We start from the raw sequence: 24277 nt of genomic DNA, 5'->3' as shown, positions 1-24277 counted from the left end.
GGCGCCTGGGCGTGTCGAGGGCGCTCGGGGGGGCGGCCCGGGCCGGGCCGGCGCGGGGGGCGTGGCGGGGGGGGGCGTCCGGGGCCCCGCCCGCGCCGGGGGGGGGCCCCCCCCCCCGGGGGGGGGGGGGCCCCACCCCGTTCACACGCCTTCATCCGCCGGGTGTCCGGCCTCGACCGGCCCTCCGTCTCCGGTCGAGGCCATGGCGGTCGAGGCCGTGGCGCGGGGCTCAGCCGTTGGCGAGAGCCACGACCCGGTCGAGCGCGCCGTTGAACCTGTTGTGGTCGCCCACGATGGGCCCCGTGGAGGTGTACTGCCACATCGTGTAGAAGCCCCAGCCGGCCGGGAGTTCACCCACGGTGGTGTTGTAGCGGGCCACCCAGAGCGGGTTCGTGGAGCCGAAGCCGCTGTAGTTGCCCGTGCACTGGGTCCACCAGCTGGTGGCCGTGTAGATCACGGCGTCACGGCTGGTGCGCGCCTTGTACGTGTTCAGGAAGTCGCGGATCCAGGCGACCATCTGCGCCTGCGTCTTGCCGTAGCAGGCGGCGCCGTACGGATTCCACTCGATGTCCAGCACACCCGGCAGGGTCTTGCCGTCGCGCGACCAGCCGCCGCCGCCGTCGACGAAGTAGTTGGCCTGGTTGGCGCCGCTGGAGTCGTTGGGGGTGGCGAAGTGGTACGCGCCGCGGATCATGCCGATGTTGTACGAGCCGTTGTACTGCTGCGCGAAGTACGGGTTCTTGTAGTAGTTGCCTTCCGTGGCCTTCACGTACGCCCACTTCACGCCGCTGGTCCACAGGGAGCCCCAGTTGACGTTCCCCTGGTGGCTGGAGACGTCGACGCCCTCGGTCTGCACGGCCCGGTTTCCGGCGGGCGGGGTGCCGCCCTGGCCGTCGTGCTCGATGACGCCCATGCCCATGTGGGCCGAGCCGCGCTGGGGGGTGTCCGAGGTGCGGGGGGTGCCGTCGGCGCTTGCCGCGCCCGGCAGGGTGAGGAGGAGAGCGAGAGCCGCGAGGAGGACGCCGGCCAGGGTGAGGCGGGAGCGACCTGAGGTTCTGGATCTGTGCACGGACATGTACGTGCCTCCGAGAACTTTCGAGGGGGGAGCTCATGACGTGTCGACATGTAGTGGTGTGGACATGCCAACACTCGCGCTGTGAACGACGCTACGCGGGTGGAACGGAGTGACGGAAGAGCAGCAGACTGCTGCCGTTGGTATAAACCTGCGAAATAATGACCGAGCTGCGGCAACAGGCCCCGGCGACGCAAAACTTTCAGGAACGGGAAAGCGCGCGATGGGTGTTATGGGTGCTGACGTGCACGGAGAAGGTACGGCGAACGAACCCGAACCGGCCGGGAAAAGTGACGTGGACCACGAATTCCTGGCGCTGGAACGCGAGTTGGCCGTCTTTCTGCGACGTGCCAGAGCCAATTCCGGTGAAATGGCCCGCGAGGTCCACCCGGAACTGGAGCCGGCCGCCTATGGGCTTCTCGTACGGCTGGAGGAGACCGGTCAGCAGCGGGCCACCGATCTCGCCGTCTATTTCGGCGTCGGCAAGGCGACGATGAGCCGTCAGCTGCACGCGCTGGAAGCACTCGGACTGGTCACACGCGAGCCCGATCCCGCCGACGGGCGCGCCTCGCTGGTCCGGCTCACCGGCGAAGGGGTCGCGCGCTTCCGCATGGTGCGGGACGCACGGCGCGAGCGGTACGTGCGCAAGCTCGCGGACTGGGACCGGTCGGAGGTCGCCGAACTGGCGCGGCTGCTGCACCACTTGAACGCCCGCGCGGAGAGCTGAGCGAGCCCGCCGCCACCTGCGGGGAGGGGCCGGGCCGCGGGCACGACGCCCCCTACGGCTCCACGTAGACGACCGTCGCGTCGTCGTACGCCTTGCCCCGGCGGAAGGCCACCCCGTCCGGGTCCGCGGACTCCGCCGCCCTTACGCGGTCGATCAGTTCCTGCGGGCCGCTCTTCCTGACGAGCGTCAGGCAGTCCGCCCAGTCGCCCTCCCGGAACACCTCGACCCAGCGCGCCGCGCCGTCCGTGAGGCCCACGACGGCCCGTACCTCCGAGGCGGGCGTCCGCCCCGCCACGGCCCTCGACGCCACGTCAGGGTCGACGGCCGCCGTGAAGAAGCCGCCCTCCGCGTTGCGCAGCGCGTCCGTCGCGGAGGCCCGGCGGCGGACCTCGCGCGGGACCCGGTCCAGCCGGTCGTCCACGACGGCCCGCACCTCGCCGTCCGGCGACTCCAGCAGGAGGGTGGAGTCCGAGAGGACGAGATGCTCGATCGTGTCCGCGTCCCACCGCACCATGACGACGGTCGCCTGGGGCGTACGCGGGTGAGAAAGGTCACACGTGGAGCGGTGGGCGTCGGCGGTCCGCCGGATCGACTCCGCGAGGGCGTCGGTGAGGGTCATCTCCCGCCGTGAAGCGGACAGTTCGGTCAGCGCCCCGCCCAGTCGCGCGACGAACCACGGCACTCCGTGCACACAACCGTCACCGTCCGGCGGAGGCGTCACACCGTCCAGCACGACGAGCGTGCCGCCGCTGCCCGCGGAAGGCGCGGCAACGGCGGTCCAGTCCTCGTTCGGGCGGGGGTGACTGCCGGGGGCGGTGGCGATGTCGATGCGCATGAGGCCCAGTCTGCCCGAGGGGCCGCCCGATTCCCGTCCGGTGCCTTCACGGTGCCCGCACACCTCGATCACGCCTCGGCCATATCTCAGGCATGCTTCGGTACGCCTTCGCGCATCCGTCGGCCCGCCTCCACGCACCGCGGCGTACTCGGCGTAGCCTCCTGCTCGCGGTGCGTCGGCGCCGCGCCCCCGGATGGCGGGAATGACCCGTTCCGCGAGGGTGCGGCCGGGCATCCTGCCAAAGCTCACGCCCAAGTTCCAACCGCCCCACCGCGCACATCCGTGACGTGCGCCCGCGCGAGTTGTTCGTCAACTCCTCCTTGATGTTCACTCGTTCAGGTGGCGGAGCGGCCGATACGGGCCCCCTCCGAAAAACGCTGGAATGGTCGGAAGCCGTGCCAGGGGTGGAGGGGTTATCCGGGTGTGACCGGACGTCATCTCCGCTCCATGGGCGGACGAGTCGAGAATGCGAGCACCGGTGCAGAAGAAGCGGCCTCGGGGCAAGGGCGGCACGCGCGGCGGGTCCCAGAGTTCGGCGGAGCCCCGTAAGGCGGGTAAGGCCCGTCCCGCGGCCGATTCCGCCGATGTGGCGGCGGCTCCCGCCGGGAAGCCCGTACGCGTACGCAGCCGGCTGGTCGTCGCGGTCGCCGTCGTCGGCGCCACCGTCGTGGCGGCGGGCATGCCCGCGGTCCTGGGCGCCTCGGCAGAACTGACCGACGCCCAGCGCCTGGTCACCCTCGCCGAGCTCAACCGGCAGACGGCAGTCCTCGCCCACTCCCTGGCCGACGAGCGGGACGAAGTCGTCGTCCACATCGCCCGGGGCCGCGAGGAGCCCGAGAGCGACGAGGCGTCCGAGGACGAGGGCGGTACCCCCGCCACCCGCGTCGACCGGCAGATCGAGGAGATCGAGCCCGCCGCCTCCCCCGGACTGCGCAGGGACCTCTCCACCGTCCCGTCCATCCGCCGCACGGCCCTCACCGGCAAGGGCACCGCCCTCGAGGCGTACCACGCGTACACGGACGTCATCGCCAAACTGCACGCCGTCGGCGACGAGGTCGCCGACAAGACGCCCCCGGACGCCGCCGACGGCACCCGCGCCCCCGCCGCGCTCGGCCGCGCCGTCGAGCAGGCGTCGGCCACCCGCGGCCTGCTGCTGGCCGCGCTCGCCGTTCCGGAGCCCGCGAAAACCGCACCGCGGTACGACCCCGCCACCGGCCTCCCCCTCCCGGCCACGGACGGCGCGAACGGCGACGCCGCCGAGAACGAACGCACCCGCGACGCGCTCAGCGCCGCCGCCCAGCAGTCCCGCGTCCAGGAACTCGCCTCCCTCACCGACTTCGACCAGTCCGCGGGCGCCGAGGCGCGGGACTCCCTCGCCACGACCGTCACGGGGCCCGAGGTCACCACGGCGGAGAAGTACCTGTCCCGCCTCGCCGACAGTCCCGAACTCTCCGACAGCGACCGCGACGCCGACCGGGAGAAGGTCGAGGCGTCGCTCTCCAGCCGTGTCGAGCAGATGCGCGGCCTCGAGTCCGGCATCGGCTCCGCCCAGCTCAAGCGGCTGGAGCAGCTGCGGGACGACGGAGTCACCTCGCTGGAGGTGAGCATCGCGCTCCTCGGCGGTCTGCTGATCGTCGCCGTCGGCGTGTCGACCGCCGTCGCGCGTACGCTCACCCGGCCGCTCGCCGTCGTCCGTATCGGCGCGGCCCGGCTCGCCTCCGAGCCCGCGACCGGGGAACCGGTCCGCTTCACCGGCCGCAACGACGAGTTCGGCCAGGTCGTACGGTCGATCAACACCCTGCACGGCAAGCTCGTCGAGGTGTCCGCGCGCGCCGAGAAGCTCAAGAGCGAGCGCACCGGACTGATCGGCGCCCGGCAGGCCATGGCCGACCGGCGCACCGAACTCCAGCAGCAGACGGCCGACATCACCGCGCAGCTGGAGGCGCTGCGGCACACCGTCCACCACGGCTTCGTCAATCTCTCGCTGCGCACGCTCGGCCTGGTGGAGCGCCAACTCGGCGTCATCGAGAGCCTGGAGGAGCGCGAGCAGGACCCCGACCGGCTCGGCGTCCTCTTCAAGATCGACCACCTGGCGACGGTCATGCGCCGGCACAGCGAGAACCTGCTGATGCTCGCCGGGCACGAGTACGGGGGGAGTTACCCGGGCCCCGTACCGCTCGTCGACGTCCTGCGCGCGGCCGTCAGCGAGATCGAGAAGTACGAGCGGATCACGATCCAGTCGCTGCCGCCGCACGCCCAGCTGGCCGGCTTCGCGGCGGACGACATCAGCCATCTCGTCGCCGAACTCCTGGAGAACGCCACGTCGTTCTCGCCGCCCGACGCCCAGGTCGAGCTGTCCGGCTGGCTGCTGGAGAGCGGTGACGTGATGCTCTCCGTGCAGGACAAGGGCATCGGTGTGCCGGAGGAGCGGATCGCGGAACTCAACGAGCGGCTCGCCGATCCGGAGGCGTACGAGCCGGAGCCGAACACGTCCGGGAAGCCGGTGAAGCAGGGGAAGACCGGCACGGACAGCGACGGGGACGGGCTGGGTCTGCGCGTCGTGTCGCTGCTCGCCACGCGCCACGGCGTCGAGGTCACGCTGCGCGAACACCAGCACGGCGGGCTCGCCGCCGTCGTCGTACTGCCGCAGGCCCTGCTGCCGGCCGTCCCGCCGTTCGCGGCCCCGCTCCGGACGACGGCGGTGGCGGGCGAGGCGCCGACGCCTCATCTGCCGGGGTCGGAGGCGGAGGCCAACTCCAATGTGCTGCAAGGCCGTTCGGAGCGGGACCCGGTGGCGGCGGACGAGGACGGGGCGCCCGCCGACGACCCGTACGCCATCGGCCCGGACGCGCACGAGCGCGCCGCGGACGACACGGACGACGTCGCGGACCCCACGGACGACGTCGCGTCCGCCGCCGACGGCAGCGCGGACGACGTCGCGGACGCCGCCGACGAGACGGGCGGTACGGAGCCTGCCACGGAGCCAGCCCCGGAGCCCGTCGCCGAGGCCTTCACCGACAAGGGACTGCCCAAGCGCACCCCCCAAGTCGTCAAGCCTGGCACCACGACGCCCGAACGGCCGGGTAGCGTCGACGCGGACGCGTTGCGCCGCAGGCTCGGTGGCTTTCACCGAGGGGCCAAGGACGGCAGACGCGACGCCGATGCCGAGCTCTTGGAGCAGACCGAAGTGCAGAAGCAGAACAGCAGTTCAGCGCAGAGCAGTTCAGTACCGCGGCAGCGGGACGCGGCGGAGGGGACCGACGCACGGACGGACGAGACGGGGGAGACTGTCGAGGAGGCACGCAGTTGACGGCGACCGGCACATTCGGACTCAGTAGCGAAGCGCGTAATCTCCACTGGCTGTTGACGAATCTCGTGGGGGAGGTGCGAGGAGCACGCTCCGTCGCGGTCGTCTCGTCCGACGGACTGCTGCTGCTCTCCTCGGACCCGGCGCAGCACGACGCCGCGGACAGCGCGGAAAGCGGCGAGAGCCCGCGCGGCTCCAGCGCCGACCTCGCCACCATCATCTCCGGCATCAGCAGCCTCACCCTCGGTGCGGCCGAACTGATGGACGGTGGGGGTGTGAAGCACACGATGGTCGCGATGGCGGAGGGCAGTGTCTTCGTCATGTCGATCAGCGACGGTTCACTGCTCGGTCTGCACGCCGGCCCCGACTGCGACATGCACGTCGTGGCGTACCACATGGCGATGTTCGTCGGCCGGGCCGGACACGTACTGACCCCCGAACTCCGCAGTGAGCTGCGCAAGTCGATGGAGAGCGCCCGATGACACCGGCTTCCGCGACCGGATCCGGCCGTGGAACGCCGGGCGGGGGCGGATCGCGTGCCCACGGCCTTCCCGCGCGCGGCCCCGTCCGCCGCGTCGCGCGTGTACGTCCGTACTCGCTGACCGGCGGCAGGACGCGCTTCGGCCATGTGCTGCTGGTCGAGACGTTCGTCGCCGCGCTGGAAGCCGGCGAGGAGCGCAAGGAACTGGTGAGCGGCGGCGGCAGCGCCGCGTCGCGCGTCATGCCGGAGATGCGCGCCATCGTCGAGCTGTGCCGACGGATGCGGACCGTCGCCGAGATCTCGGCGCTCCTCAAAATACCGCTGGGAGTCGTCCGGGTGCTGCTCAGCGACCTGGCCGACCAGGGGAAGATCCGCGTCTACGGGACCGGCCACGACAGCGGCCACCCGGACCGCGCGCTGCTGGAGAGGGTGTTGGGTGGACTCCGCCGGCTCTGAGGTGTCGGACGACGCCGAAGAAGGTCTGCGCGACTGGCAGTTGGACCGCACGAGGGCGCCCATAGCGACCAAGATAGTGGTCGCGGGCGGCTTCGGGGTCGGCAAGACGACCTTCGTCGGATCGGTCTCCGAGGTCAGGCCGCTGCGCACCGAGGCGGTGATGACGTGGGCCAGCGAGGGCACCGACGATCTCGCGGCCACCCCCGAGAAGACCAGCACCACCGTCGTGATGGACTTCGGCCGCCTGACGCTCGACGACGATCTGGTGCTGTACATCTTCGGCACCCCCGGCCAGCAGCGCTTCTGGTTCATGTGGGACGACCTGGTGCGTGGCGCGATCGGCGCCGTCGTCCTGGTCGACACCCGACGGCTCCCCGACTGCTTCCCGGCGCTCGACTACTTCGAGAGCTGCGGCGTCCCGTACGTCGTGGCCGTCAACCACTTCGAGGGCACCGAGTCGTTCGAGGTCCAGGACATACGGGAGGCGCTGACCGTACCGCCCCACATACCCGTGATGATCATGGACGCGCGCAGCCGGATCACCGTTGTCGAATCGCTGCTGGCCCTGGTGGGCCACGCCCTCGAAGCGGCACCCGGTCGGCCTCCCATAGCCTGACAGCAGGCAAGCAGGCAGCAACAAACGGAGAACCCGCCATGCGGAAGATACTCGTCGTCGGTGCCGGACAGTCCGGTCTTCAGCTCGCCCTCGGACTCCAGTCGTACGGGTACGAGGTCACCCTGCTGTCCAACCGCACGGCCGACGAGATCCGCTCCGGCCGCGTCATGTCCACCCAGTGCATGTTCCACACCGCGCTCCAGCACGAGCGCGATCTCCAGCTCAACTTCTGGGAGTCCCAGGCCCCGCGCGTCGAGGGCCTTGGCGTCTCCGTCGCCGCGCCCGACTCCTCCCGCGCCGTCGACTGGGTGGGCAGACTGGACGGCATCGCCCAGTCCGTGGACCAGCGGGTCAAGATGGCGGGCTGGATGGAGACGTTCGCCCAGCGGGGCGGTCAACTCGTCATCCACGGTGCAGCCGTGTCCGACCTCGACTACTTCTCGCGCGCGTACGACCTCGTCCTCGTCTCGGCCGGCAAGGGCGAACTGGTCGCGATGTTCGGCAGGGACGCGACCCGCTCGCCGTACGTCGCGCCGCAGCGGGCGCTCTCCGTCGTGTACGTCCACGGGCTGGGCCCGCGCCCCGAGCACCCCGATTTCGACGCCGTCCGCTGCAACCTGGTGCCCGGCGTGGGCGAGTTCTTCGTGATGCCGACGCTGACCGTCACCGGCCGCGCGGACATCCTCTTCTGGGAGGGCGTGCCGGGCGGGCCGCTCGACGTCTTCCAGGGCGTCAGGGAACCGGCCGACCATCTCTCGCTGACGCTGGAGCTGATGGAGCGCTACACGCCCTGGGAGTACGCCCGCGCCATGAAGGTCGAGCTGACCGACGCGAACGCCACACTGGTCGGCCGCTACACGCCCACCGTCCGCCACCCGGTCGGACGGCTGCCGGGCGGCGGACTCGTCCTCGGTGTCGCCGACGTCGTCGTGGCGAACGACCCCATCACCGGCCAGGGCTCCAACTCGGCCTCCAAGTGCGCCGCTTCGTATCTGGACTCGATCCTGTCGCACGGCGACCGGGAGTTCGACGAGGCGTGGATGCGGGCGACGTTCGACCGGCACTGGGAGAGCGCGCGGCACACCACCAGGTGGACGAACGCGATGCTCGCCCCGCCGCCGGAGCACGTGATGGACATGTTCGGCGCCGGGGGCCGACTCCAGCCGGTCGCCGACCGGTTCGCGAACGGCTTCGACGACCCGTCGGACTTCGAGGACTTCTTCTACGACCAGCACAAGACGCGGGCGTATCTCGCGGCCGTCGCCGAGGGCGCGCCCCGCTGACCGCCGTGGCCGCAGGAGGCGTCAATCCCCCTGTCCGGTCTGCGCGTTGTAGCCGGTGTCGGCGCCGTCGGTGGCCCCCGGCGGCAGCCGCGGCGGCACGTACGACTCCACGTCGAGCGGCTCGGAGTCAGGATCGGGCCGCACGGCGCCGAGCAGCGGATTCGACGCGAGGGGGGAGACCTTCACCCGCGCCCCCGGACGGGGTGCGTGGACCACCTGCCCGTCGCCGAGATACATCGCCACATGGGTGGCCTTCGGGAAGTACACCACCAGGTCACCGGGGCGCAGCTCGCTCAGCTTCACCCTCGGCAGCTCGGCCCACTGCTCCTGGCTGGTACGGGGCACGCTCACCCCGGCGCGCGTCCACGCCCGCGAGGTCAGCCCCGAGCAGTCGTACGACTCCGGCCCCTCCGCGCCCCACCGATACGGCTTGCCGATCTGCTCGACGGCGTACGCCAGCGCCTCGCCGCCCTTCGCCGACGGCGCCCGGAGGCTGCTGCCGAGGCCCGTCGTCCCGTCGGCGGCCTCGCCGAGCGCGCCGGAGGTGATCAGCTTCTTCTGGGCGTTGGCCGTGTCGGCGTCCTCGCGCTCGGCGATCGCCGCGATCTGCTCGGTACTGAGCGAGGCGAGCATCTTCTCGACGTCCGTCAGCTTCGTCCGGACCGTGTCGCGCTGCTTTTTCTGCTTCGCGGCGAGCGCCCTCTGCTCGGCGAGCGCCTTCTGGGACTGGGCGGCGAGGGCGTCGGCGCGCCTCTCGCCGTTGGTGAGCCGTGCGACGGTCGACAGCCGGTCGCTCTGCGCACGGTCCATCAGATGTTTCTGATCCAGGGCGTGTTGCGGGTCGTCGGAGAGCAACAACTGGACGTAGGCGGAGAGTTCGGAGGTGCCCTGGTACTGCTGACGGGCCAGCCGGCCGGCCTGGGCGCGGCTGCGGACCAGCGCCTTGCGGGCGTCGGTCAGACCAGCGCCGACTCTCTTCGCCTTGGCCTGCTGATCGGTGAGCTTGACCTCGGTGGCGTTGTAGGCCTCGGTGGCCTCCTCGGCCCGCTGGTACAACGTCCGCATCTCGGTGAGCAGGTCGGAGACGCCGCGCGTCCTGCCGTCCTCGCGAGGGGTGGGTTCGGCACCGGCCGGCGCCGCGCACGGTACGGCCACCAGGACGGCGAGTGCCGCCGTACAGACCGACCGCAGAAGTCTGCCTGACATGCCATCACCTCCGGTCGCGGGACGGGCTGTCCGACCCCAAGGTGATGATGCGGCGTCGAATGTCCGGCGCTCGTGTGCTTACCGCACAATTGGGCGACTTGGCGGCACGCCGTCACCCCGGCCGGGCCGATGTGACGGCGCCCGGCGTGGTGGCTTGCCGGGTGCGGTGCGTCGGCGGGTGCTCAGTCGACCGGCAGAGCGTAGAAGGTGCCCGCGCGCCGGATCACCACGGTCCTCCCGGCGATCAGCGGCTGATACGCGGGTGTGGGCACGGCCGCCCCGTCGGCGGAGGCGGAGGGGGAGGGCGCGGGCCCGCCGGCGTTCTGGAACTTCCAGAGCCGCTTGCCGTCCCTCGCCCCGAACGCCGTCACCTGGAGCCCGTCCGCCGACAGCACCGTCCGGCCGCTCGTGCTGATCGTGATCCGGGGGACCCCGGCCCAGGCCGGGCCCTCGGTCGTACCCTTCCAGCGCTGCACGCCGGACTCGGGGTCCACCGCGTGCACCTCCTGGAAGCGGTTGGCGATGTAGAGCGTGGAGCCGGCGAGTGTCCCGGTGCCGTAGGCGTACGAGTTCTCGTCCGGCACCCCGGCCGCGCCCGACCTGCGCCACAGCTGCTTGGCGTCGGCGGTGTCGTACGCGTACAACTGGTTCTCCGCCGCGGCGAACAGCCGGCCCTTCGCGTCGCCGACCGAGCCACCGGTGGGCGGCACCGCGCCGAACGACTTCGACCAGGTCCGCCTGCCGTCGACACGGCCGAAGCAGTGGTAGACCGACTTGCCCTTGCCCGCCTTCACCTGCGCGGGCGACAGCGACTTGGCGTCCTGGCGCACCACGATGTCCGCCTCCCGTACGGCGATCAGCTGGTACGCGGGGGTCAACGGCGCGCGGCCGTTGGAGATCGCGGAGCGCCACAGCTCCTTACGGGTCGTCAGATCGAAGGCGAAGAGGAAGGTGCGGACCGTTGCCGCCTTTCCCGTGCCGGTCGTGTGCGATCCGGTGAACCAGACCTGGCCGTCACCGCTCCCGGCGACCCCGCCGACCGTCAGGCCGGGCGCTTCCGCGATGCCGTCCGCGTACTCCACCCGGTGCCTGACCTCGCCGGACGCGGTCGAGATCCAGAGCAGCCCCGTCGTACCGGCGACGAACGTGAGTCCGCCCGGGGCGGGCAGCGGCTGGTGGAGGGCGGCGGCCTCGGCGTTTCGCCAGAGCCGCTTGCCGGTGCGTACGTCCACGCCGGTGGCGCCCGACTCCGCTGTCAGGACGAGGGTCCGGCCGCCGATGACGGCGGCGTTCAGGACCTCGTCGTCGGCCACCTTGTGCTCGTACGCCCACAGGGCCTCGGGCGGCAGTCCGGTCAGGCCCTTGGGGGCGTCGTTGCCCGGCTTGCTGTCGGTGTCGTCGGACGGCTCGTCGTCGGCCAGCGCGAGTACGCCCCCGCCGCCGACCACCAGACCGGCGGCGCCGGCGACGATCGCGGTGATGAGCGCACGCCGCCCGAGGGGCTGCCCGTGAGGCTGCCGGAGGGGTCGCCGGAGCGCGGCGAACCGGCCGGAGCCGGCGCCGGTGGGGGCGGCCTGCGCGGGCGCCGGGGCGGGCGGTCCGGGCGGTCCCGGTAGCGCGGGCGGCGCCGTCCCTCCCGGCGGGAGGGGCTGGGCCTGCTGCGGCACCGGGGCGGTGGCCGGGGGCAGGGGGAGAGCCGTCGGCTCGGGCCGGGCGCGGGGCAGCGACAGGGCGGCGGTCGGCCGGTCGACGACACCGCTCTCACCGCCGGACGCGGTCCGTGGCCGGCCGATACGAGTGGTACGGGTGTCGGGAGCGGACTCGGGAGCGGACTCGGGAGCGGGGCCGGGAACGGCGTCCTGCGGCTCCTCCGCCGCCCCCTCACGCGGAGCGTGGAGGGCGTCAACTCGGGCGGCCTGTTCGGCGATCGAGGCCGCCAGGGCGTCGGGCAGCCAGCCGTCGGGCACGGCGGCGGTCGCCCCGTCCGACGCGCGCTCCCAGGCCAGCTCCGCCGCCACGTCCCCGGCCGTCGGCCGCCCGCCCGCGTCCTTCGCCAGGCAGCGCGCGACGATCGGGCGCAACTCCTCCGGCACACCGTCGAGTTCGGCCGTCCCGTGCGCGATGCGCTCGGCCGCCGCGTCGGGCGGCCCTTCGGCGAGCGGCGTCGTACCGGTGGCCGCGTACGCGAGCAGCAGCCCCAGCACGAAGATGTCGGACGGCGGCCCCGGCATCTCGCCGTCGAGCTGCTCCGGGGTGAGATACCCGAGCCGTACGGACAGCCGCCCGCCCTCCGCGGCCTCGGCCGACGCCGCCGCGCCCAGCGCCCCGAAGGCGGTGAGGCGCGGCCCGTCGGCGGCGAGGGCCACGGTGTCGGGAGCGAGCCCGTGCAGGACGGCCCCGGTGGCGTGGACCCGCGCCAGCGTCCCGGCGAGCGCCGCGCCCAGGATGCGCACGGCGCGCGCGGGCAGCGGACCGGCGACGGCGATGGCCTCGCCGAGGGTGAGCGCGGGGACGTAGGCGCTCGCGGTCCAGAGCGTCCGGAGCGTGTCCTCCTCGGACACGTCCGTACGGGAGTCGAGCAGCGGCTGCACCCAGCCACCGGCCAGCTGCCCGGCGGTCCGCGCCTCGGCCCGGAAGCGCCGCTGGAAGGCGGGCAGCGCGGCGAGGGCGGGGCGGGCGACGGACACGACGGCGGTGGCGCCGTTCACGCCGTACGCCAGATACTGCACGGCGCTCGCAGACTCCCGGTACCGCGCCAGCACGGTGTAAGGGCCGACGAGCCGTGGGTCGTCGTGCCGCAGCGGTTCCATCACGCGTATGCCCCCTGGTGGCTCTGCCGGGAAGTCGTCTCCGGCCCGGTCGATCCTAGATCGTGTCGTCGGGATCCCGCCGGGCTCGCGGGCCCGGCACACGCGCTCGCCGCGTTGCCGCCGGTCGGCCCGATCCCTGAGACACCTCCTAGATGGTGCCCGACAAATCCCGCCCGCCGCACCATATGTGACCGTGTGTGGCCAGGGAGTTCGCGATGGGGACGTCTCCGGCGGCGCCCGGTCAGCCCCGGTCGGGTTTGGACCAGGGCCACTTGAGCGTCCGTCGCTCGCGGCCCTCGGGGACGTACTCGTACTTCCAGCCGCGCTGCAGCCCGAGCCGCTTGGTGTACCCGGCGGGCGCGCGCCGGTACGCGAACACGGTGGGCGGCCCGCCGGCGGCGTCCGGCACGGGGACCTCGTACCACTTCGGCGGCTGCCCGGTCGGGCCGGTCAGCACGGGCAGTACGCGACCGTCGAGCGGCCCGCCGACAAAGACGGTCTCTTCGCTTCTCACGCCGCCAGTGTCGCGCAGCGCCCCGCCGGCGCGGACGCGGGTCACCCCCGCGGCGTACGGACCCACTCCGCCGCTCCGCCCCCGCCCCACCCCCGCCACCAGCGGTTTAGCGCTCGGCGCTGAGCCGTTCGACGGAAGCCGGTGTCAACTCTCGGCGCGCCGCTTGACGGTGCGTCTGCCTTTTATGAAGGCCACGGCTCGGTCCCCGAGCGGGCGGCAGACGCCCGCACCGCGCCAAGAAGCGGAGATCCCCATCATGCGCGCTGCTCGCATCCTCGCAACCGCCGCCCTGTCCTCCCTGGCCCTGGCCCTGGGCGCGGGTGCGACGACGGCCCATGCCGCCGCCCAGCCGACCCTCACGGTCAGCCCGAGCCCGGCGCGGCCCGGCTCCCCGGTCACGATCACGCTCAACGGCGGCTGCGAAGCCAGCACGGTATCCGCCTCGTCCGGTGCCTTCACGGGCTCGGTCACGCTGACCGAAGGCTCGACGGACGACACCTTCCGGGGCACGGCCACCATCCGCCGCGACGCCCGTGCGGGCTCCCACAGGATCAACATCTCCTGCCCGAACGGCAGCCCGTCCACCTTCACCTTCACGGTCGGCTCGACGACTCCGTCGGGAGGCGCCCAGGGCGGGCTGGGCGGCAGCATCACGGACATGGACGCGACGAAGGTCGCGACCGGAGCGGTGCTGGTGACGCTGGCTGCGGCCGGGGGCACGTTCGCGGTGCGCCGCAGGGTGAAGAACTGACGCCGGGTACCGGGTCCCCTCAGGCCAGCAGCCCCGACGCCTTCCAGAGCCCCCGTCCCGTCCCCCGCAGCACCCCGATGTCGTCCAGGAAGTCAGTCAGGCGCTTGGCGCCCGACCGCATCACCTCTCGACGGTGCCCGCTCGCGCGGACCTGGGTGAGGGCTTCGCGGCGGTTCAGGCCCACGTTGTCGTACACCTGCGGGTTCACGAAGCAGACCGAGAAGACGCGTGCCGCCTCACCTGCGGTGAGGCGGGTCAACTCCCTCTCCCAGCGCACTTGCTGACCCGACGTCCAACAGCGTGTGAACCTCGCCTAGTCCGAGCCCGGCGCGAAGGTCTGCCGCAGGGTGAACGCGGGCGCCGTCGGGCCGTGCTCCCGCAGGCGCAGCAGCCGCAGTTCCGCGTCGCGCGGCGTCGGCCGGACGCCCGCCTCCACCCACCACAGCGCCGTCATCGCCTCCTCCACACGCTCGAACCAGTCGAAGCGGCGAGCCAGCAACTCGCGGTGCCGACCTTGGTACATGAAAGCCGTCAGCGCGTCCACGTCCCGCCACACCGTCAGATTCATGATCAGCCACTCGTCGCCGAAGACCGGGACGTCCGTGGCGTTGCCCGCGTCGCTCTGGAGCCGCCAGACGAAACCGTCGGACGCGTCCGCCACCGCGTTCACCGGATCCAGCGCGTCCACGAAGTCCTTCAACTCGACCGAGTCCAAGGGGTGTTTGAGGCGGGCGATGTTCACCTGGGCGAGTTCGTGACCGGGGCCGATGCCCCCGATGGGGCCGGGTGCGGGCGAGGGTGTCGTCATGGGCACACGATAGGCAGGGCCTCCTCCGCGGCACGCGCGATTCCGAGGAGCGAGACGTCCGCCCCGCGCCCCGCCACCAGTTGCAGTCCCACCGGGCAGCCGTCCGGCGTGAACCCCGCGGGCAGGCTCGCCGCCGGATGGCCGCTCAGGTTGAACGCCCAGGTCAGCGCCGTCGAGTAGACGTCGGGTCCCGGACCCTCGTGACCGTGCGGGCGGTTCGGCGTCACCGGGGTGAGCAGCAGCGGCGTACGCGCGAAATACGCGTCGAGCCGCCGGTCGTTCTCCGCCCGCACACTCGCCGCCGCTTCGGCGGGCCGGTCCCCGCCCCGTACCGCCAGCCACGCCTCGCACGGGTCGAGCAGCGAGAGACGCGCGTCGGCGGCCCCGTCGAGCCGTACGACCCCGGCCGCCGCCAGCCGGTCCACCGCCGCCCGCACCACCGCCTCCACCGCCGGATCGGTCCGCGCGAAACCGAGATCCGGCGAGTACGTGGCGGCCACCGGCACCCGCGCACCGGCCACCTCCTCGTGCCCGTCCAGCACGCACCGCAGATAGGCCTCCGCCTCCGCCACCCGGCGCGTGAGCACCCCCGCCGTCGCCAGCCCCGTGCGGTCCGGCGAGGGCAGCAGCCCGTTCGTCGTCTTCAGGCCGAACACTCCGCACCACGCCGCCGGGATCCGCACCGACCCCGCCCCGTCGCTGCCCGTCGCCAGCGGCACCATGCCGGCCGCGACCGCCACCGCCGAGCCCGCCGACGAACCACCGGGCGTGCGGTCGGCGCGGTAGGGATTGACCGTACGGCCGTGGGCACCCCGGCCCCAGGTCTGCCAGTACGTCCCCGGCCCCGGCACCGCCGTCGAGCCGACCGGCACCGCCCCCGCCGCGATCAGCCGCCGCGCCGCGTACGAGCGGATGCCCGTCGGTCCCTTCACCGCGAACGGCAGCCCCGCCAGGGGCAGCCGACCGTCCACCGCGCGTGACCGCGCCCGCGCCCGTGTGTGCCACACCTCGATGAACGCGCACAACTCCGGGTCGAGGCGGTCGATCCGCTCCAGCGCCTCGCCCACCGACCACCACGTTCCCACTGTCACTCCGATGCCTTTCTCCGGCTGCCTACTCCCGCAGCGCCGCCTCCATCACCGCCCGTGCGATCGGCGCCGCGTCCCCGCCCCCGCTGATGTCGTCCCGCACCGCCTCCGCGTCCTCCACCACCACGGCCACCGCCACCGCCGGCCGCCCCGCGCCCTTGGCCTGCGCCCAGGAGATGAACCAGGCATACGGCGTACCGGAGTTGCCCACCCCGTGCTGCGCCGTCCCCGTCTTGCCGCCGACCGTCGCACCGTCGATCCCGGCGCCCCTGCCCGTACCGGTGTCCACCACCTCCGCCATCAACTGCCGCAAACGGTAGGCGGTCGACGGGCTCATCGCGCGCTGGTACGAGTGCCCACCGGTGCGGGAGACGACATCACCGTCGGCGGCGAGCCTCCGCTCCACCAGATACGGGTACTTGAGATCCCCGCCGTTCGCGACGGCCGCCGAGACCATCGCCATCTGGAGCGGAGTGGCCGTCGTGTCGAACTGGCCGATCGAGGAGAGCGCGAGCTGGTCGTCGCTCATCCTCCGGTCGAAGTTGGACACCGCGACACCGGACGGGATCCTCAACCGCCGGTCGTTGAAGCCGAATCGGCCCACCGCGTCCACCATCCCCTCAAGCCCGACCCGCACGCCCAGACCGGCCATCACCGAGTTGCAGGACCACTTGATGGCGTACGCCAGCGACTCCTGGTCGCAGCCGCGCGCGTCGTTCGGGAGCGTGGTGCGCGTGCCCGGCAGGACGTACGGCTCGGGGACGCCCGTCGGCTCGTCGACGTCATCGACCACCCTCGCGTCCAGCGCGGCGGCCGCCGTCACGATCTTGAAGGCCGAACCGGGCGGATACGTCTGCCGGATGGCCCGGTTGAGCATCGGCTGGGTGTCCGTGCCGTTGTAGCTCCGCCACGCGTCTTCCACGTCGCCCCCGTTGCCCGACAGCGCTCCGGGGTCGTACGACGGGCTGCTGACCAGTGCGAGGATCCGGCCCGACGTCGGCTCGATCGCGGCGACCGCGCCGCGCCTGCCGTCGAGTCCGGTGTAAGCGGCCCGCTGCAACGCCGACTTGATGGTCGTGACGACCTTGCCGCCGGGCTGGTGGGCACGGGTGATGTCGTTCCAGAACGGCAGCGGGGCCAGCACCGGGTCGGTGCCGGACAGGATGCCGTCCTCGGCGTTCTCCAGGAGTGTGGTGCCGTACGTCTGGGAGGAGTACCCGGTCACCGGTGCGTACAACGGGCCCTGGCTGTAGGTGCGTTCGTAGCGCAGCTGCTGGCCGGTGTCCTTGGATCCGGTGACGGGCCTGCCGTCGACGAGGATCTGGCCGCGCGGCTGCTCGTAACGGTCAATGGTCTTACGGCGGTTGGCGGGGTTGTTGTCGAGGGAGTCGGCCTGGATGACCTGGATCCGGGCGGAGTTGACGAGCAGGGCGACGAGCAGCAGCAGGCAGAACGTGGCGGCGAGACGGATATGGCTGATCATCGCTCGCCACCCGTCGTCGCCCCCGCCTCCGGCGGTGGCACCGCCGCCACGGCCGGCGCGATCACGCCCGTCTCCACCGTCTCCGGACGCGGCCTGCGCGCCGAGTCGCTGAGCCGGATCAGCAGCGCCACCATGACCCAGTTCGTGACGACCGACGAACCGCCCTGCGCCAGGAACGGCATCGCCATGCCGGTGAGCGGGATCAGCCCCGTCACCCCGCCCGCGATCACGAACACCTGAAGCGCCACGATCGACGCCAGACCGACCGCGAGCAGCCGCCCGAACGGGTCGCGCAGAGCCAGCCCTGTGCGATAGCCGCGGGCGACGAGCAGCGCGTACAGCATGAAGACCGCCGTGAGCCCGATCAGGCCCAGCTCCTCACCCGCCGTGGCCAGGATGAAGTCGGACTTGGCGGCGAAGCCGATGAGGGCGGACCTGCCGAGCCCCAGCCCCGTACCGAACATGCCGCCTGCCGCGAACGCGAAGAGGGACTGGGCGAGTTGGCCGGGGCCGCGGCCGGCGTCGATGGAGGCGAACGGGTCGAGCCAGTCCTCGACCCGGCTGTGCACATGCGGTTCGAGCCAGCCGACGGCGAACGCGCCGACCCCGGCCAGCAGCAGCCCGACGGCGATCCAGCCGGTGCGGCCGGTCGCCACGTACAGCAGGATCACGAAGAGTCCGAAGAAGAGCAGCGAGGTGCCGAGGTCGCGTTCCAGGACCAGCACGAGGACGCTGAGCAGCCAGATCGCGACGATGGGGCCCAGAGCCCGGCCGGTGGGCAGCTGGAGCCGCCAGATCCGGCGGCCGGTGTACGCGAGGGCGCTGTGGTTGGCCGCGAGGTAGGCAGCGAAGAAGACGGCGAGCAGGATCTTCGCGAACTCGCCCGGCTGGAAGGAGAGTTCATCGATCCGGATCCAGATCCGGGCGCCGTTCACGGCGGGGAAGAAGATCGGCACGGTCATCAGCAGCAGCGCGGCGACCACCGACAGATACGCGTACCGCTGGAGCACCCGGTGGTCGCGCAGGAGCACGACGACGGCGATGAACAGCGCGACCCCGAGGGTGGACCAGATGAGCTGCGCGGGCGCGTCCCGCTCGCCGGGCGTCGACAGGTCAAGACGGTGGAGGAGCACCAGCCCGATGCCGTTGAGCAGGACCGCGATCGGGAGCAGCAGCGGGTCCGCGTACGGGGCGCGGAAGCGGACCGCGAGATGCGCGACGAGGGCGAGCAGACCCAGCCCGGCGCTGCGGGCGAGCGCGTCGGGCGGGGCGGCGTCGTCGCGGGCGAGGCCGACGGCGACGTAACCGAAGACGGAGATCAGGACGGCGCACACGAGGAGCGAGAGCTCGGCCCCGCGCCGCTTGCGGAGGCGTAGTTCGGGCGGGGGAGAGTCCGCCGTCGTTGCGGTCATGGAGCGCAACGTAGCAACCCGACATGCTTTATGTCCGCTTATGTAAAGACATAAGGCATGTCGAGACAGCTCGGTTCAGCGCCAGCGGGGCGTCCCCGCCTCGTCAGTGCTGGTACGGATTGCCGCCCTGGCTGAACGGGTTCCCGCCGCCCGGCTGGCCGCCCTGACCGCCCTGCGCGAACGGGTTGGCGCCGTGCTGCTGGCCGACCCCCTGCTGGGCCTGCGTCGCGCTCTGCGCGAGCAGCTGCTCCGCCTGCTCGTTCGGCACCTGGTGCTCCACGCCGCAGAACGTGCACTGCGTGTAGTGCTTCGTCGAGTACGGGAACAGCGGCACGAAGAACAGCGTGAACTTGGAGACGCGCTTGCGCAGCGTGTGGGCCGACGGATTGCCGCACTGGCCGCACACGAGCGTCAGTATCGCCAGCTGGTAGATGTAACCCTTGGTGCCGAAGATGATCATGCGTGGTTCCTTGTCTGCTCATGACGCTCATGACTGGCGTGTCTCCATGGTGCCTGCCGGTGGCGGCGGCTGTCAGGGCAGGCGTCCCGCCCGGTTGAGATTGATGAGCGGGCCGAGGAGATCCCCGTACCGTTCCAGCCGCCCCGCGATGTCGCCGACGCGGAAGACCAGTTCCTCCGGCTCCGCGCAGTTCTCCACCTCTTCCCAGGACACCGGGGTGGAGACGGTCGGTTCCGTGCGCGCGCGCACCGTGTACGGCGCCGCCGTCGTCTTCGCCGCCGAGTTCTGGCTGTGGTCGACGAAGACCTTGCCGGGGCGCAGCTTGCGGGCCATCCGGTGGACCACGAGACGGGGCAGCTCCGCCTGGGCCTCGACGGCGAGCGACTTGGCGTACGCGGAGACCTCGGGCGACGGTGTCGGCTCCAGCGGTACGAGCAGATGCAGGCCCTTCGAGCCGGACGTCTTGGCGTACGCGTTCAGCCCGTCGGCCGCCAGCCGTTCGCGCAGCCAGAGCGCCGCCTCGCAGCACTCCACCACGGTCGCGGGCTCACCGGGGTCCAGGTCGAAGACGATGCGGTCGGCGCGGGCCGGGCTGTCGACCTGCCACTGCGGGGTGTGGAACTCCACGACCAGGTTGGCCGCCCACATCAGCGTCGCGAGGTCCTCCACCAGCACCTGCTCGGCGATCTGGTCCGCCGAGCGCGGCACCCTCGCCGTACGCACCCAGGAGGGTGTGCCCGGCGGCGGATTCTTGGTGAAGAAGCGCTGGCCGGCGGGGCCGTCCGGGTAGCGGAGGAAGGAGACGGGGCGGCCCGCCAGATGGGCCAGCAGGGCGCCGGCGGACGTGGCGCAGTAGTGCAGCAGCTCGCCCTTGGTGGTGCCGGTGGCCGGGTAGAGGACCTTCTCCAGATTGCTCAGGGCGATCCTTCGCCCCTCCACCTCCGCGATTGGCGTCATACGATGAGAATCCCACGAATTCGGATGTAAGGGATTAACCGTGCGATCCATTTGGAACGGCGCAATCTCCTTCGGTCTGGTCAGCATCCCGATCAAGCTCGTGAACGCCACCGAGAGCCGCTCGATCTCCTTCCGGCAGATCCATTTGGCGGACGGCGGCCGAATTCGTTACCGGAAGGTCTGCGAGCTGGACGAGGAGGAGGTCACCTCCGCCGAGATCGGCAAGGCGTACGAGGACGCCGACGGCTCGATGATCCCGATCACGGACGACGATCTGGCCCAGCTCCCGCTGCCGACGGCGAAGACGATCGAGATCGTGGGGTTCGTGCCCGAGTCCTCGATCGACCCGCTCCAGGTGGGCTCGGCGTACTACATCGCGGCGAACGGCGTGCCCGCAGCCAAGCCCTACACGCTGCTGCGTGAGGCACTGAAGCGGAGCGAGAAGGTCGCGATCGCTAAATTCGCCCTCCGGGGGCGCGAGCGACTGGGCATGGTGCGGGTGCTCGGCGACGTCATCGCCCTGCACAGCCTGCTCTGGCCGGACGAGATCCGCCAGCCGGAGGGGGTGGCACCGGAGACCGAGGTCAGCATCCGGGACGCCGAACTGGACCTGGCCGACGCCCTGATGGACACGCTCGGCGAGGTCGAACTGGAGTCGCTGCACGACGACTACCGGGAAGCCGTCGAGGAGCTGATCGCCTCCAAGGCGGCCGGCGGCGAACTGAAGGTGCCCGAGGGGGCGGGGGAGCGGCGCGGGGGCAAGGTCCTGGACCTGATGGCGGCGCTGGAGAGCAGCGTGCGGGCGGCGAAGGAGTCGCGGGGCGAGGGCGAGGCGGAGCACGCCGAGGTGACGCGACTGCCGACCCGCAAGAAGCCGGCCGCCAAGAAGTCCACGGCGAAGAAGACCGCCGCGAAGGGCACGGAGAAAACGGCCGCCGCGAAGAAGACGACGGCGAGCAAGACCGCGGCGAAGAAGACCGCCGCCAAGAAGACGGCGGCCAAGAAGACAACGGCGAAAAAGGCTCCGGCGCGCAAGCGCACCGCGTCCTAGGGCCCGTTTGAAGACTCGCCATGACGGCCGGCGGCGTCCTGAGACGTGCCGATGCCGCGCATCGTATCCGCGCTATGGATTCTGTTGGATTCTGTGCGACAGACCCTGGCGGTTCCGGGGAATTCCGGTGGACAATCCGGGGCGCGGGCGCCCCTTCAGGCTCAGCCCTGTCCTCACCAACTCGCGCCCCGTGTTTGCCCGTTGAGCCCGGCTCCGAGTGAGAGGGACATGCGATGACGAACAGCAGACCGAGATCAGCGAATCGATGGCGTGCTGCCTGTGCGACCGCGCTGGCGGGGGTGCTCTGCCTGGGGACCCCGGCGGCGGCCGAGGGCGACGCGAGCGGCCCCCGGCCCGGCGGCTCCGACTGGACCGTGTCCCGTGGCGGGCCGACCGCCACCGTACGGCTCGACCCGGCCGACGGCTCCGTCACCTTCGCCGTACGCGACGGCAGCCGCACCCTCGTGGAACCCTCACCCGTCGGCATCGTCACCGAGGACGCCGACCTGACGCGCGGGCTGCGGCTGGTGGACCGTGAGGACCGCCGTGTCGCGGAGCGGTACACCACCGTCGTCGGCAAGGAGCGCCGGCGCACCGTCGACATGGCGGAGTCGCGCTTCACCCTGGAGGGCGCGGGCGGCGCACGGGTCGACCTGGTCGTACGCGCGGCCGACGACGGAGTCGCGTACCGCTACGTGCTCCCGGGCGGCGGCGACGGCGCCGTGCTGCGCGAGGCGTCCGGCTTCGTGCTGCCCGGCGACGCGCCCGCCCGGCTCAGCGACTACTCGGTCAACTACGAGCAGCCGTACGACGGTTCGACCGCCGCGGGTGCTCCGAGCGGCCAGTACGCGTACCCCGCGCTCTTCCAGGTGGGCGACGACCACGTACTGCTCTCCGAGGCGGACGTCGACGGCCGCTACCCCGCGAGCCGTCTCACGCACACGGCGGGCAGCGGACGCTACGACGTGACGCTGGCCGACCCCGCCGTGCCCGTACCCGCCGACGGGCCGCTCGCGACCCCCTGGCGGACCGTGATCGCGGGCGACCTGGCGACCGTGACCGAGTCCACGCTCGTGGACGACCTGGCCCCGCCCTCCCGCGTCGCGGACCCCTCCTGGATCCGCCCCGGCACCGTCGCGTGGTCCTGGCTCGCCGGATTCGGGGCGGCGCAGCGCAGCCTGGAGACCCAGCAGCGGTTCGTGGACTACGCGGGGGCGCACGGCTGGGAGTACTCCCTGGTCGACGACGGCTGGAACACCACCGACTGGATGCCGCAGCTCATGGAGTACGCGCAACGGCGCGGCGTGGGCGTCCTGTTGTGGATGCACTGGACCGATCTCGACACGGCCGCCGAGCGCACGGCCCAACTGGACAAGGTCAAGAAGTGGGGCGCCGCCGGGCTGAAGATCGACTTCATGGACTCCGACTCCCGCGAACGCATGGAGTGGTACGACGAGATCCTGGAGGCGACCGCCGAGCGCGAGCTGATGGTCAACTTCCACGGCTCGACGCTCCCGCACGGCATCCAGCGCACCTGGCCGCACGTCATGACGATGGAGGGCGTGCACGGCGCCGAGCAGGGCGACGTCCAGGCCGACGACATGGCGACGCTGCCCTACACCCGCAATGTGGTGGGCTCCATGGACTTCACCCCCATGGGCTTCCAGTTCGGGCAGCGCAACAACACGGAGGCCGCCGAGCTGGCGCTGTCCGTCGTGTACGAGTCCGGGTTCCAGAACTACGCGGGCAGCGTGGAGGCGTACCGCTCCCGGCCCGAAGTGGCCCGGTTCCTCGAACAGGTCCCGACCGTCTGGGACGAGAGCCGGCTCGTCGCGGGCACGCCCGGTGAGGGGGCGACCTTCGCGCGCAGGAACGGCGACCGGTGGTTCCTCGGCTCCGTCAGGGCGGGCGACGGCGGTACGGAACAGGTGCCGCTGACGTTCCTGGGATCCGGCTCGTGGCGGGTCGACGTCGTACGGGACGGGGCGGCCGGGCTGGTCCGGCAGAGTCAGGTGATGGACCGTCAAGACACGATCACGGTACCCGTGTTGGCGGACGGCGGCTTCGTCGCGCAGATCTGCCGCGCGGTGCCGGGCCGCGAGAGTTGCGACCGGCCGGTGGACGCCGTACCGGTCGGCACGCTGTCCGTCACCCCGGCGAGGGCCGACGCCCGGCCGGGCACGACGCTGGACGTCGACGCGAGCTTCGTGCTGGACGAGGCGGGCCCCGCCGAGGACGTGACACTCGCCGCCCGAACCCCCGAGGGCTGGACGGTCGACGGCGAGGGCGCGACGGCGGACGAACTGGCCGACGGCGCCGAACTGAAGGCGTCCTGGCGGGTCACGGTCCCCGCCGACCCCGCGTACGGGGCGACGGAGATCCCCGTCACGGTGACCTACCGCGACCCGGAGGCCCGGCGCGGCGCGCCGCCGCTGACGGTGGAGCGCACGGTACGTGTCTTCGTGGCGCGCGAAGGCGTCGTGTACGTCAGCTCGTTGCCGTTCGCCGCCGAGGAGAACGGCTGGGGCCCGGTCGAACGCGACACCTCCAACGGCGAGAACGGCGCGGGCGACGGCGGCCCGCTGCGGCTCGGCGACACGACGTACGACAAGGGGCTCGGGGTGCACGCGCGGTCCGAGGTGACCGTGGACCTGAACGGCGCGTACGACCGCTTCGCGGCCCTGGCCGGGATCGACGAGGAGAAGCCGGACAAGGGCTCGGTGCTCTTCGAGGTGATCGGCGACGGCGAGGTGCTGGCACGCAGCGGCGTACTGGGCCCGACGGACGCGGCGCACGCGTTCGACGTCGACGTCAGCGGCGTACGGCAGCTGACGCTGCGCGTCACGGACGGCGGCGACGGCATCGACTCGGACCACGCCGACTGGGCGGACGCGCGACTGCGGGAGACCGCGTAGCCGTGCCGTGACCGGTGCCGGTCGACCGGGTCCGTCCGCCGCGCG

General features: G+C 72.0%; 20 protein-coding genes and 1 pseudogene. 9 read left to right on the top strand and 12 right to left on the bottom strand.

What is annotated here, in order from left to right:
- Window positions 1-229: 229 nt before the first annotated feature.
- The gene (locus ACIBLA_RS29295; protein ID WP_363241252.1) at window positions 230-1075 is read right to left on the bottom strand and encodes a lysozyme; all 846 of its coding nucleotides are present in this window, start codon (window positions 1073-1075) and stop codon (window positions 230-232) included.
- Window positions 1076-1304: 229 nt separating this feature from the next.
- Between ACIBLA_RS29295 and ACIBLA_RS29290 the strand changes: the two genes are divergently transcribed.
- Window positions 1305-1799 carry a MarR family winged helix-turn-helix transcriptional regulator gene (locus tag ACIBLA_RS29290; protein ID WP_399200358.1) on the top strand — a complete coding sequence of 165 codons (495 nt, stop codon included), beginning with the start codon at window positions 1305-1307 and terminating at the stop codon, window positions 1797-1799.
- Window positions 1800-1851: 52 nt separating this feature from the next.
- Here ACIBLA_RS29290 and ACIBLA_RS29285 read toward each other — a convergent pair whose 3' ends face one another.
- Complete coding sequence (locus ACIBLA_RS29285; RefSeq protein ID WP_399200357.1) at window positions 1852-2634, bottom strand: protein phosphatase 2C domain-containing protein; 783 nt, start codon at window positions 2632-2634, stop codon at window positions 1852-1854.
- Between the two features lie 478 nt (window positions 2635-3112).
- Between ACIBLA_RS29285 and ACIBLA_RS29280 the strand changes: the two genes are divergently transcribed.
- Genes ACIBLA_RS29280 through ACIBLA_RS29260 form a run of 5 tightly spaced genes read left to right on the top strand, consistent with a single transcriptional unit; the run spans window position 3113 to window position 8777 of the window.
- A complete protein-coding gene (locus ACIBLA_RS29280; protein ID WP_399200364.1) occupies window positions 3113-5944 on the top strand; it encodes a nitrate- and nitrite sensing domain-containing protein in 2832 nt (943 codons plus the stop codon).
- Complete coding sequence (locus tag ACIBLA_RS29275) at window positions 5941-6423, top strand: roadblock/LC7 domain-containing protein (protein ID WP_363241255.1); 483 nt, start codon at window positions 5941-5943, stop codon at window positions 6421-6423. The genes ACIBLA_RS29280 and ACIBLA_RS29275 overlap by 4 nt, the downstream gene beginning before the upstream one ends.
- Window positions 6420-6878: a DUF742 domain-containing protein gene (locus ACIBLA_RS29270; protein ID WP_399200356.1), complete on the top strand. Its 459-nt coding sequence runs from the start codon at window positions 6420-6422 to the stop codon at window positions 6876-6878. The genes ACIBLA_RS29275 and ACIBLA_RS29270 overlap by 4 nt, the downstream gene beginning before the upstream one ends.
- Window positions 6859-7494 carry a GTP-binding protein gene (locus ACIBLA_RS29265; RefSeq protein ID WP_399200355.1) on the top strand — a complete coding sequence of 212 codons (636 nt, stop codon included), beginning with the start codon at window positions 6859-6861 and terminating at the stop codon, window positions 7492-7494. The genes ACIBLA_RS29270 and ACIBLA_RS29265 overlap by 20 nt, the downstream gene beginning before the upstream one ends.
- A 38-nt stretch (window positions 7495-7532) precedes the next feature.
- Window positions 7533-8777, top strand: coding sequence for a styrene monooxygenase/indole monooxygenase family protein (locus ACIBLA_RS29260; RefSeq protein WP_399200354.1), 1245 nt, complete (start codon window positions 7533-7535; stop codon window positions 8775-8777).
- 21 nt (window positions 8778-8798) lie between these two features.
- On the opposite strand, the gene ACIBLA_RS29255 is transcribed toward ACIBLA_RS29260, so the two are convergent.
- The 3 genes from ACIBLA_RS29255 to ACIBLA_RS29245 all read right to left on the bottom strand — a co-directional run bounded on the left by ACIBLA_RS29255 (window position 8799) and on the right by ACIBLA_RS29245 (window position 13307).
- Window positions 8799-9983 (bottom strand): NlpC/P60 family protein, encoded by a 1185-nt coding sequence (locus ACIBLA_RS29255; protein ID WP_399200353.1) that lies wholly within the window; start codon window positions 9981-9983, stop codon window positions 8799-8801.
- Between the two features lie 182 nt (window positions 9984-10165).
- Window positions 10166-12793: a PQQ-binding-like beta-propeller repeat protein gene (locus tag ACIBLA_RS29250; RefSeq protein ID WP_399200363.1), complete on the bottom strand. Its 2628-nt coding sequence runs from the start codon at window positions 12791-12793 to the stop codon at window positions 10166-10168.
- Window positions 12794-13034: 241 nt separating this feature from the next.
- Window positions 13035-13307, bottom strand: coding sequence for a hypothetical protein (locus tag ACIBLA_RS29245; protein ID WP_363241260.1), 273 nt, complete (start codon window positions 13305-13307; stop codon window positions 13035-13037).
- Between the two features lie 256 nt (window positions 13308-13563).
- Between ACIBLA_RS29245 and ACIBLA_RS29240 the strand changes: the two genes are divergently transcribed.
- The gene (locus ACIBLA_RS29240) at window positions 13564-14058 is read left to right on the top strand and encodes a hypothetical protein (protein ID WP_363241261.1); all 495 of its coding nucleotides are present in this window, start codon (window positions 13564-13566) and stop codon (window positions 14056-14058) included.
- A 19-nt stretch (window positions 14059-14077) separates the two neighbouring features.
- Here the strand turns inward: ACIBLA_RS29240 and ACIBLA_RS29235 are convergent.
- From ACIBLA_RS29235 to ligD, 7 genes and pseudogenes are all read right to left on the bottom strand, one after another.
- Window positions 14078-14332: pseudogene (locus ACIBLA_RS29235) on the bottom strand (diiron oxygenase); the annotation flags it as partial.
- 39 nt (window positions 14333-14371) lie between these two features.
- Window positions 14372-14866, bottom strand: a complete 495-nt coding sequence (locus tag ACIBLA_RS29230; RefSeq protein WP_399200352.1) for a DUF3291 domain-containing protein — start codon at window positions 14864-14866, stop codon at window positions 14372-14374.
- The gene (locus tag ACIBLA_RS29225) at window positions 14863-15933 is read right to left on the bottom strand and encodes an amidase family protein (RefSeq protein ID WP_399200362.1); all 1071 of its coding nucleotides are present in this window, start codon (window positions 15931-15933) and stop codon (window positions 14863-14865) included. The genes ACIBLA_RS29230 and ACIBLA_RS29225 overlap by 4 nt, the downstream gene beginning before the upstream one ends.
- A gap of 46 nt (window positions 15934-15979) precedes the next feature.
- The gene (locus tag ACIBLA_RS29220) at window positions 15980-17437 is read right to left on the bottom strand and encodes a penicillin-binding transpeptidase domain-containing protein (RefSeq protein ID WP_363241263.1); all 1458 of its coding nucleotides are present in this window, start codon (window positions 17435-17437) and stop codon (window positions 15980-15982) included.
- A complete protein-coding gene (locus ACIBLA_RS29215; RefSeq protein ID WP_363241264.1) occupies window positions 17434-18849 on the bottom strand; it encodes an FtsW/RodA/SpoVE family cell cycle protein in 1416 nt (471 codons plus the stop codon). Before ACIBLA_RS29215 ends, ACIBLA_RS29220 begins: the two co-directional genes overlap by 4 nt.
- Before the next feature lie 103 nt (window positions 18850-18952).
- Entirely contained in the window at window positions 18953-19309 is a 357-nt protein-coding gene (locus ACIBLA_RS29210) for a zinc-ribbon domain-containing protein (RefSeq protein ID WP_399200351.1), read from the bottom strand.
- A gap of 72 nt (window positions 19310-19381) precedes the next feature.
- Window positions 19382-20266 carry a non-homologous end-joining DNA ligase gene (gene ligD, locus ACIBLA_RS29205; RefSeq protein ID WP_363241266.1) on the bottom strand — a complete coding sequence of 295 codons (885 nt, stop codon included), beginning with the start codon at window positions 20264-20266 and terminating at the stop codon, window positions 19382-19384.
- Between the two features lie 40 nt (window positions 20267-20306).
- Here ligD and ACIBLA_RS29200 point away from each other — a divergent pair, with 40 nt between their 5' ends.
- Together ACIBLA_RS29200 and ACIBLA_RS29195 are read left to right on the top strand one after the other, a co-directional pair.
- The gene (locus ACIBLA_RS29200) at window positions 20307-21317 is read left to right on the top strand and encodes a Ku protein (RefSeq protein WP_363241267.1); all 1011 of its coding nucleotides are present in this window, start codon (window positions 20307-20309) and stop codon (window positions 21315-21317) included.
- A 233-nt stretch (window positions 21318-21550) separates the two neighbouring features.
- Window positions 21551-24232: a glycoside hydrolase family 97 catalytic domain-containing protein gene (locus ACIBLA_RS29195; RefSeq protein WP_399200350.1), complete on the top strand. Its 2682-nt coding sequence runs from the start codon at window positions 21551-21553 to the stop codon at window positions 24230-24232.
- Window positions 24233-24277 lie beyond the last annotated feature (45 nt).

Source organism: Streptomyces sp. NPDC050433, assembly GCF_044458565.1.
Taxonomy (GTDB): domain Bacteria; phylum Actinomycetota; class Actinomycetes; order Streptomycetales; family Streptomycetaceae; genus Streptomyces.
The sequence above is the reverse complement of the archived record's forward strand: the minus strand, read 5'-3'. Positions and strand labels throughout refer to the sequence as shown.

Bases quoted from the DNA above. Each gene is read 5' to 3' on its own strand.
- ACIBLA_RS29295 (WP_363241252.1), bottom strand. From the start codon at position 1,075: ATGTCCGTGCACAGATCCAGAACCTCAGGTCGCTCCCGCCTCACCCTG.
- ACIBLA_RS29290 (WP_399200358.1), top strand. From the start codon at position 1,305: ATGGGTGCTGACGTGCACGGAGAAGGTACGGCGAACGAACCCGAACCG.
- ACIBLA_RS29285 (WP_399200357.1), bottom strand. From the start codon at position 2,634: ATGCGCATCGACATCGCCACCGCCCCCGGCAGTCACCCCCGCCCGAAC.
- ACIBLA_RS29270 (WP_399200356.1), top strand. From the start codon at position 6,420: ATGACACCGGCTTCCGCGACCGGATCCGGCCGTGGAACGCCGGGCGGG.
- ACIBLA_RS29260 (WP_399200354.1), top strand. From the start codon at position 7,533: ATGCGGAAGATACTCGTCGTCGGTGCCGGACAGTCCGGTCTTCAGCTC.
- ACIBLA_RS29255 (WP_399200353.1), bottom strand. From the start codon at position 9,983: ATGTCAGGCAGACTTCTGCGGTCGGTCTGTACGGCGGCACTCGCCGTC.
- ACIBLA_RS29250 (WP_399200363.1), bottom strand. From the start codon at position 12,793: ATGGAACCGCTGCGGCACGACGACCCACGGCTCGTCGGCCCTTACACC.
- ACIBLA_RS29240 (WP_363241261.1), top strand. From the start codon at position 13,564: ATGCGCGCTGCTCGCATCCTCGCAACCGCCGCCCTGTCCTCCCTGGCC.
- ACIBLA_RS29230 (WP_399200352.1), bottom strand. From the start codon at position 14,866: ATGACGACACCCTCGCCCGCACCCGGCCCCATCGGGGGCATCGGCCCC.
- ACIBLA_RS29220 (WP_363241263.1), bottom strand. From the start codon at position 17,437: ATGATCAGCCATATCCGTCTCGCCGCCACGTTCTGCCTGCTGCTGCTC.
- ACIBLA_RS29215 (WP_363241264.1), bottom strand. From the start codon at position 18,849: ATGACCGCAACGACGGCGGACTCTCCCCCGCCCGAACTACGCCTCCGC.
- ACIBLA_RS29210 (WP_399200351.1), bottom strand. From the start codon at position 19,309: ATGATCATCTTCGGCACCAAGGGTTACATCTACCAGCTGGCGATACTG.
- ligD (WP_363241266.1), bottom strand. From the start codon at position 20,266: ATGACGCCAATCGCGGAGGTGGAGGGGCGAAGGATCGCCCTGAGCAAT.
- ACIBLA_RS29195 (WP_399200350.1), top strand. From the start codon at position 21,551: ATGACGAACAGCAGACCGAGATCAGCGAATCGATGGCGTGCTGCCTGT.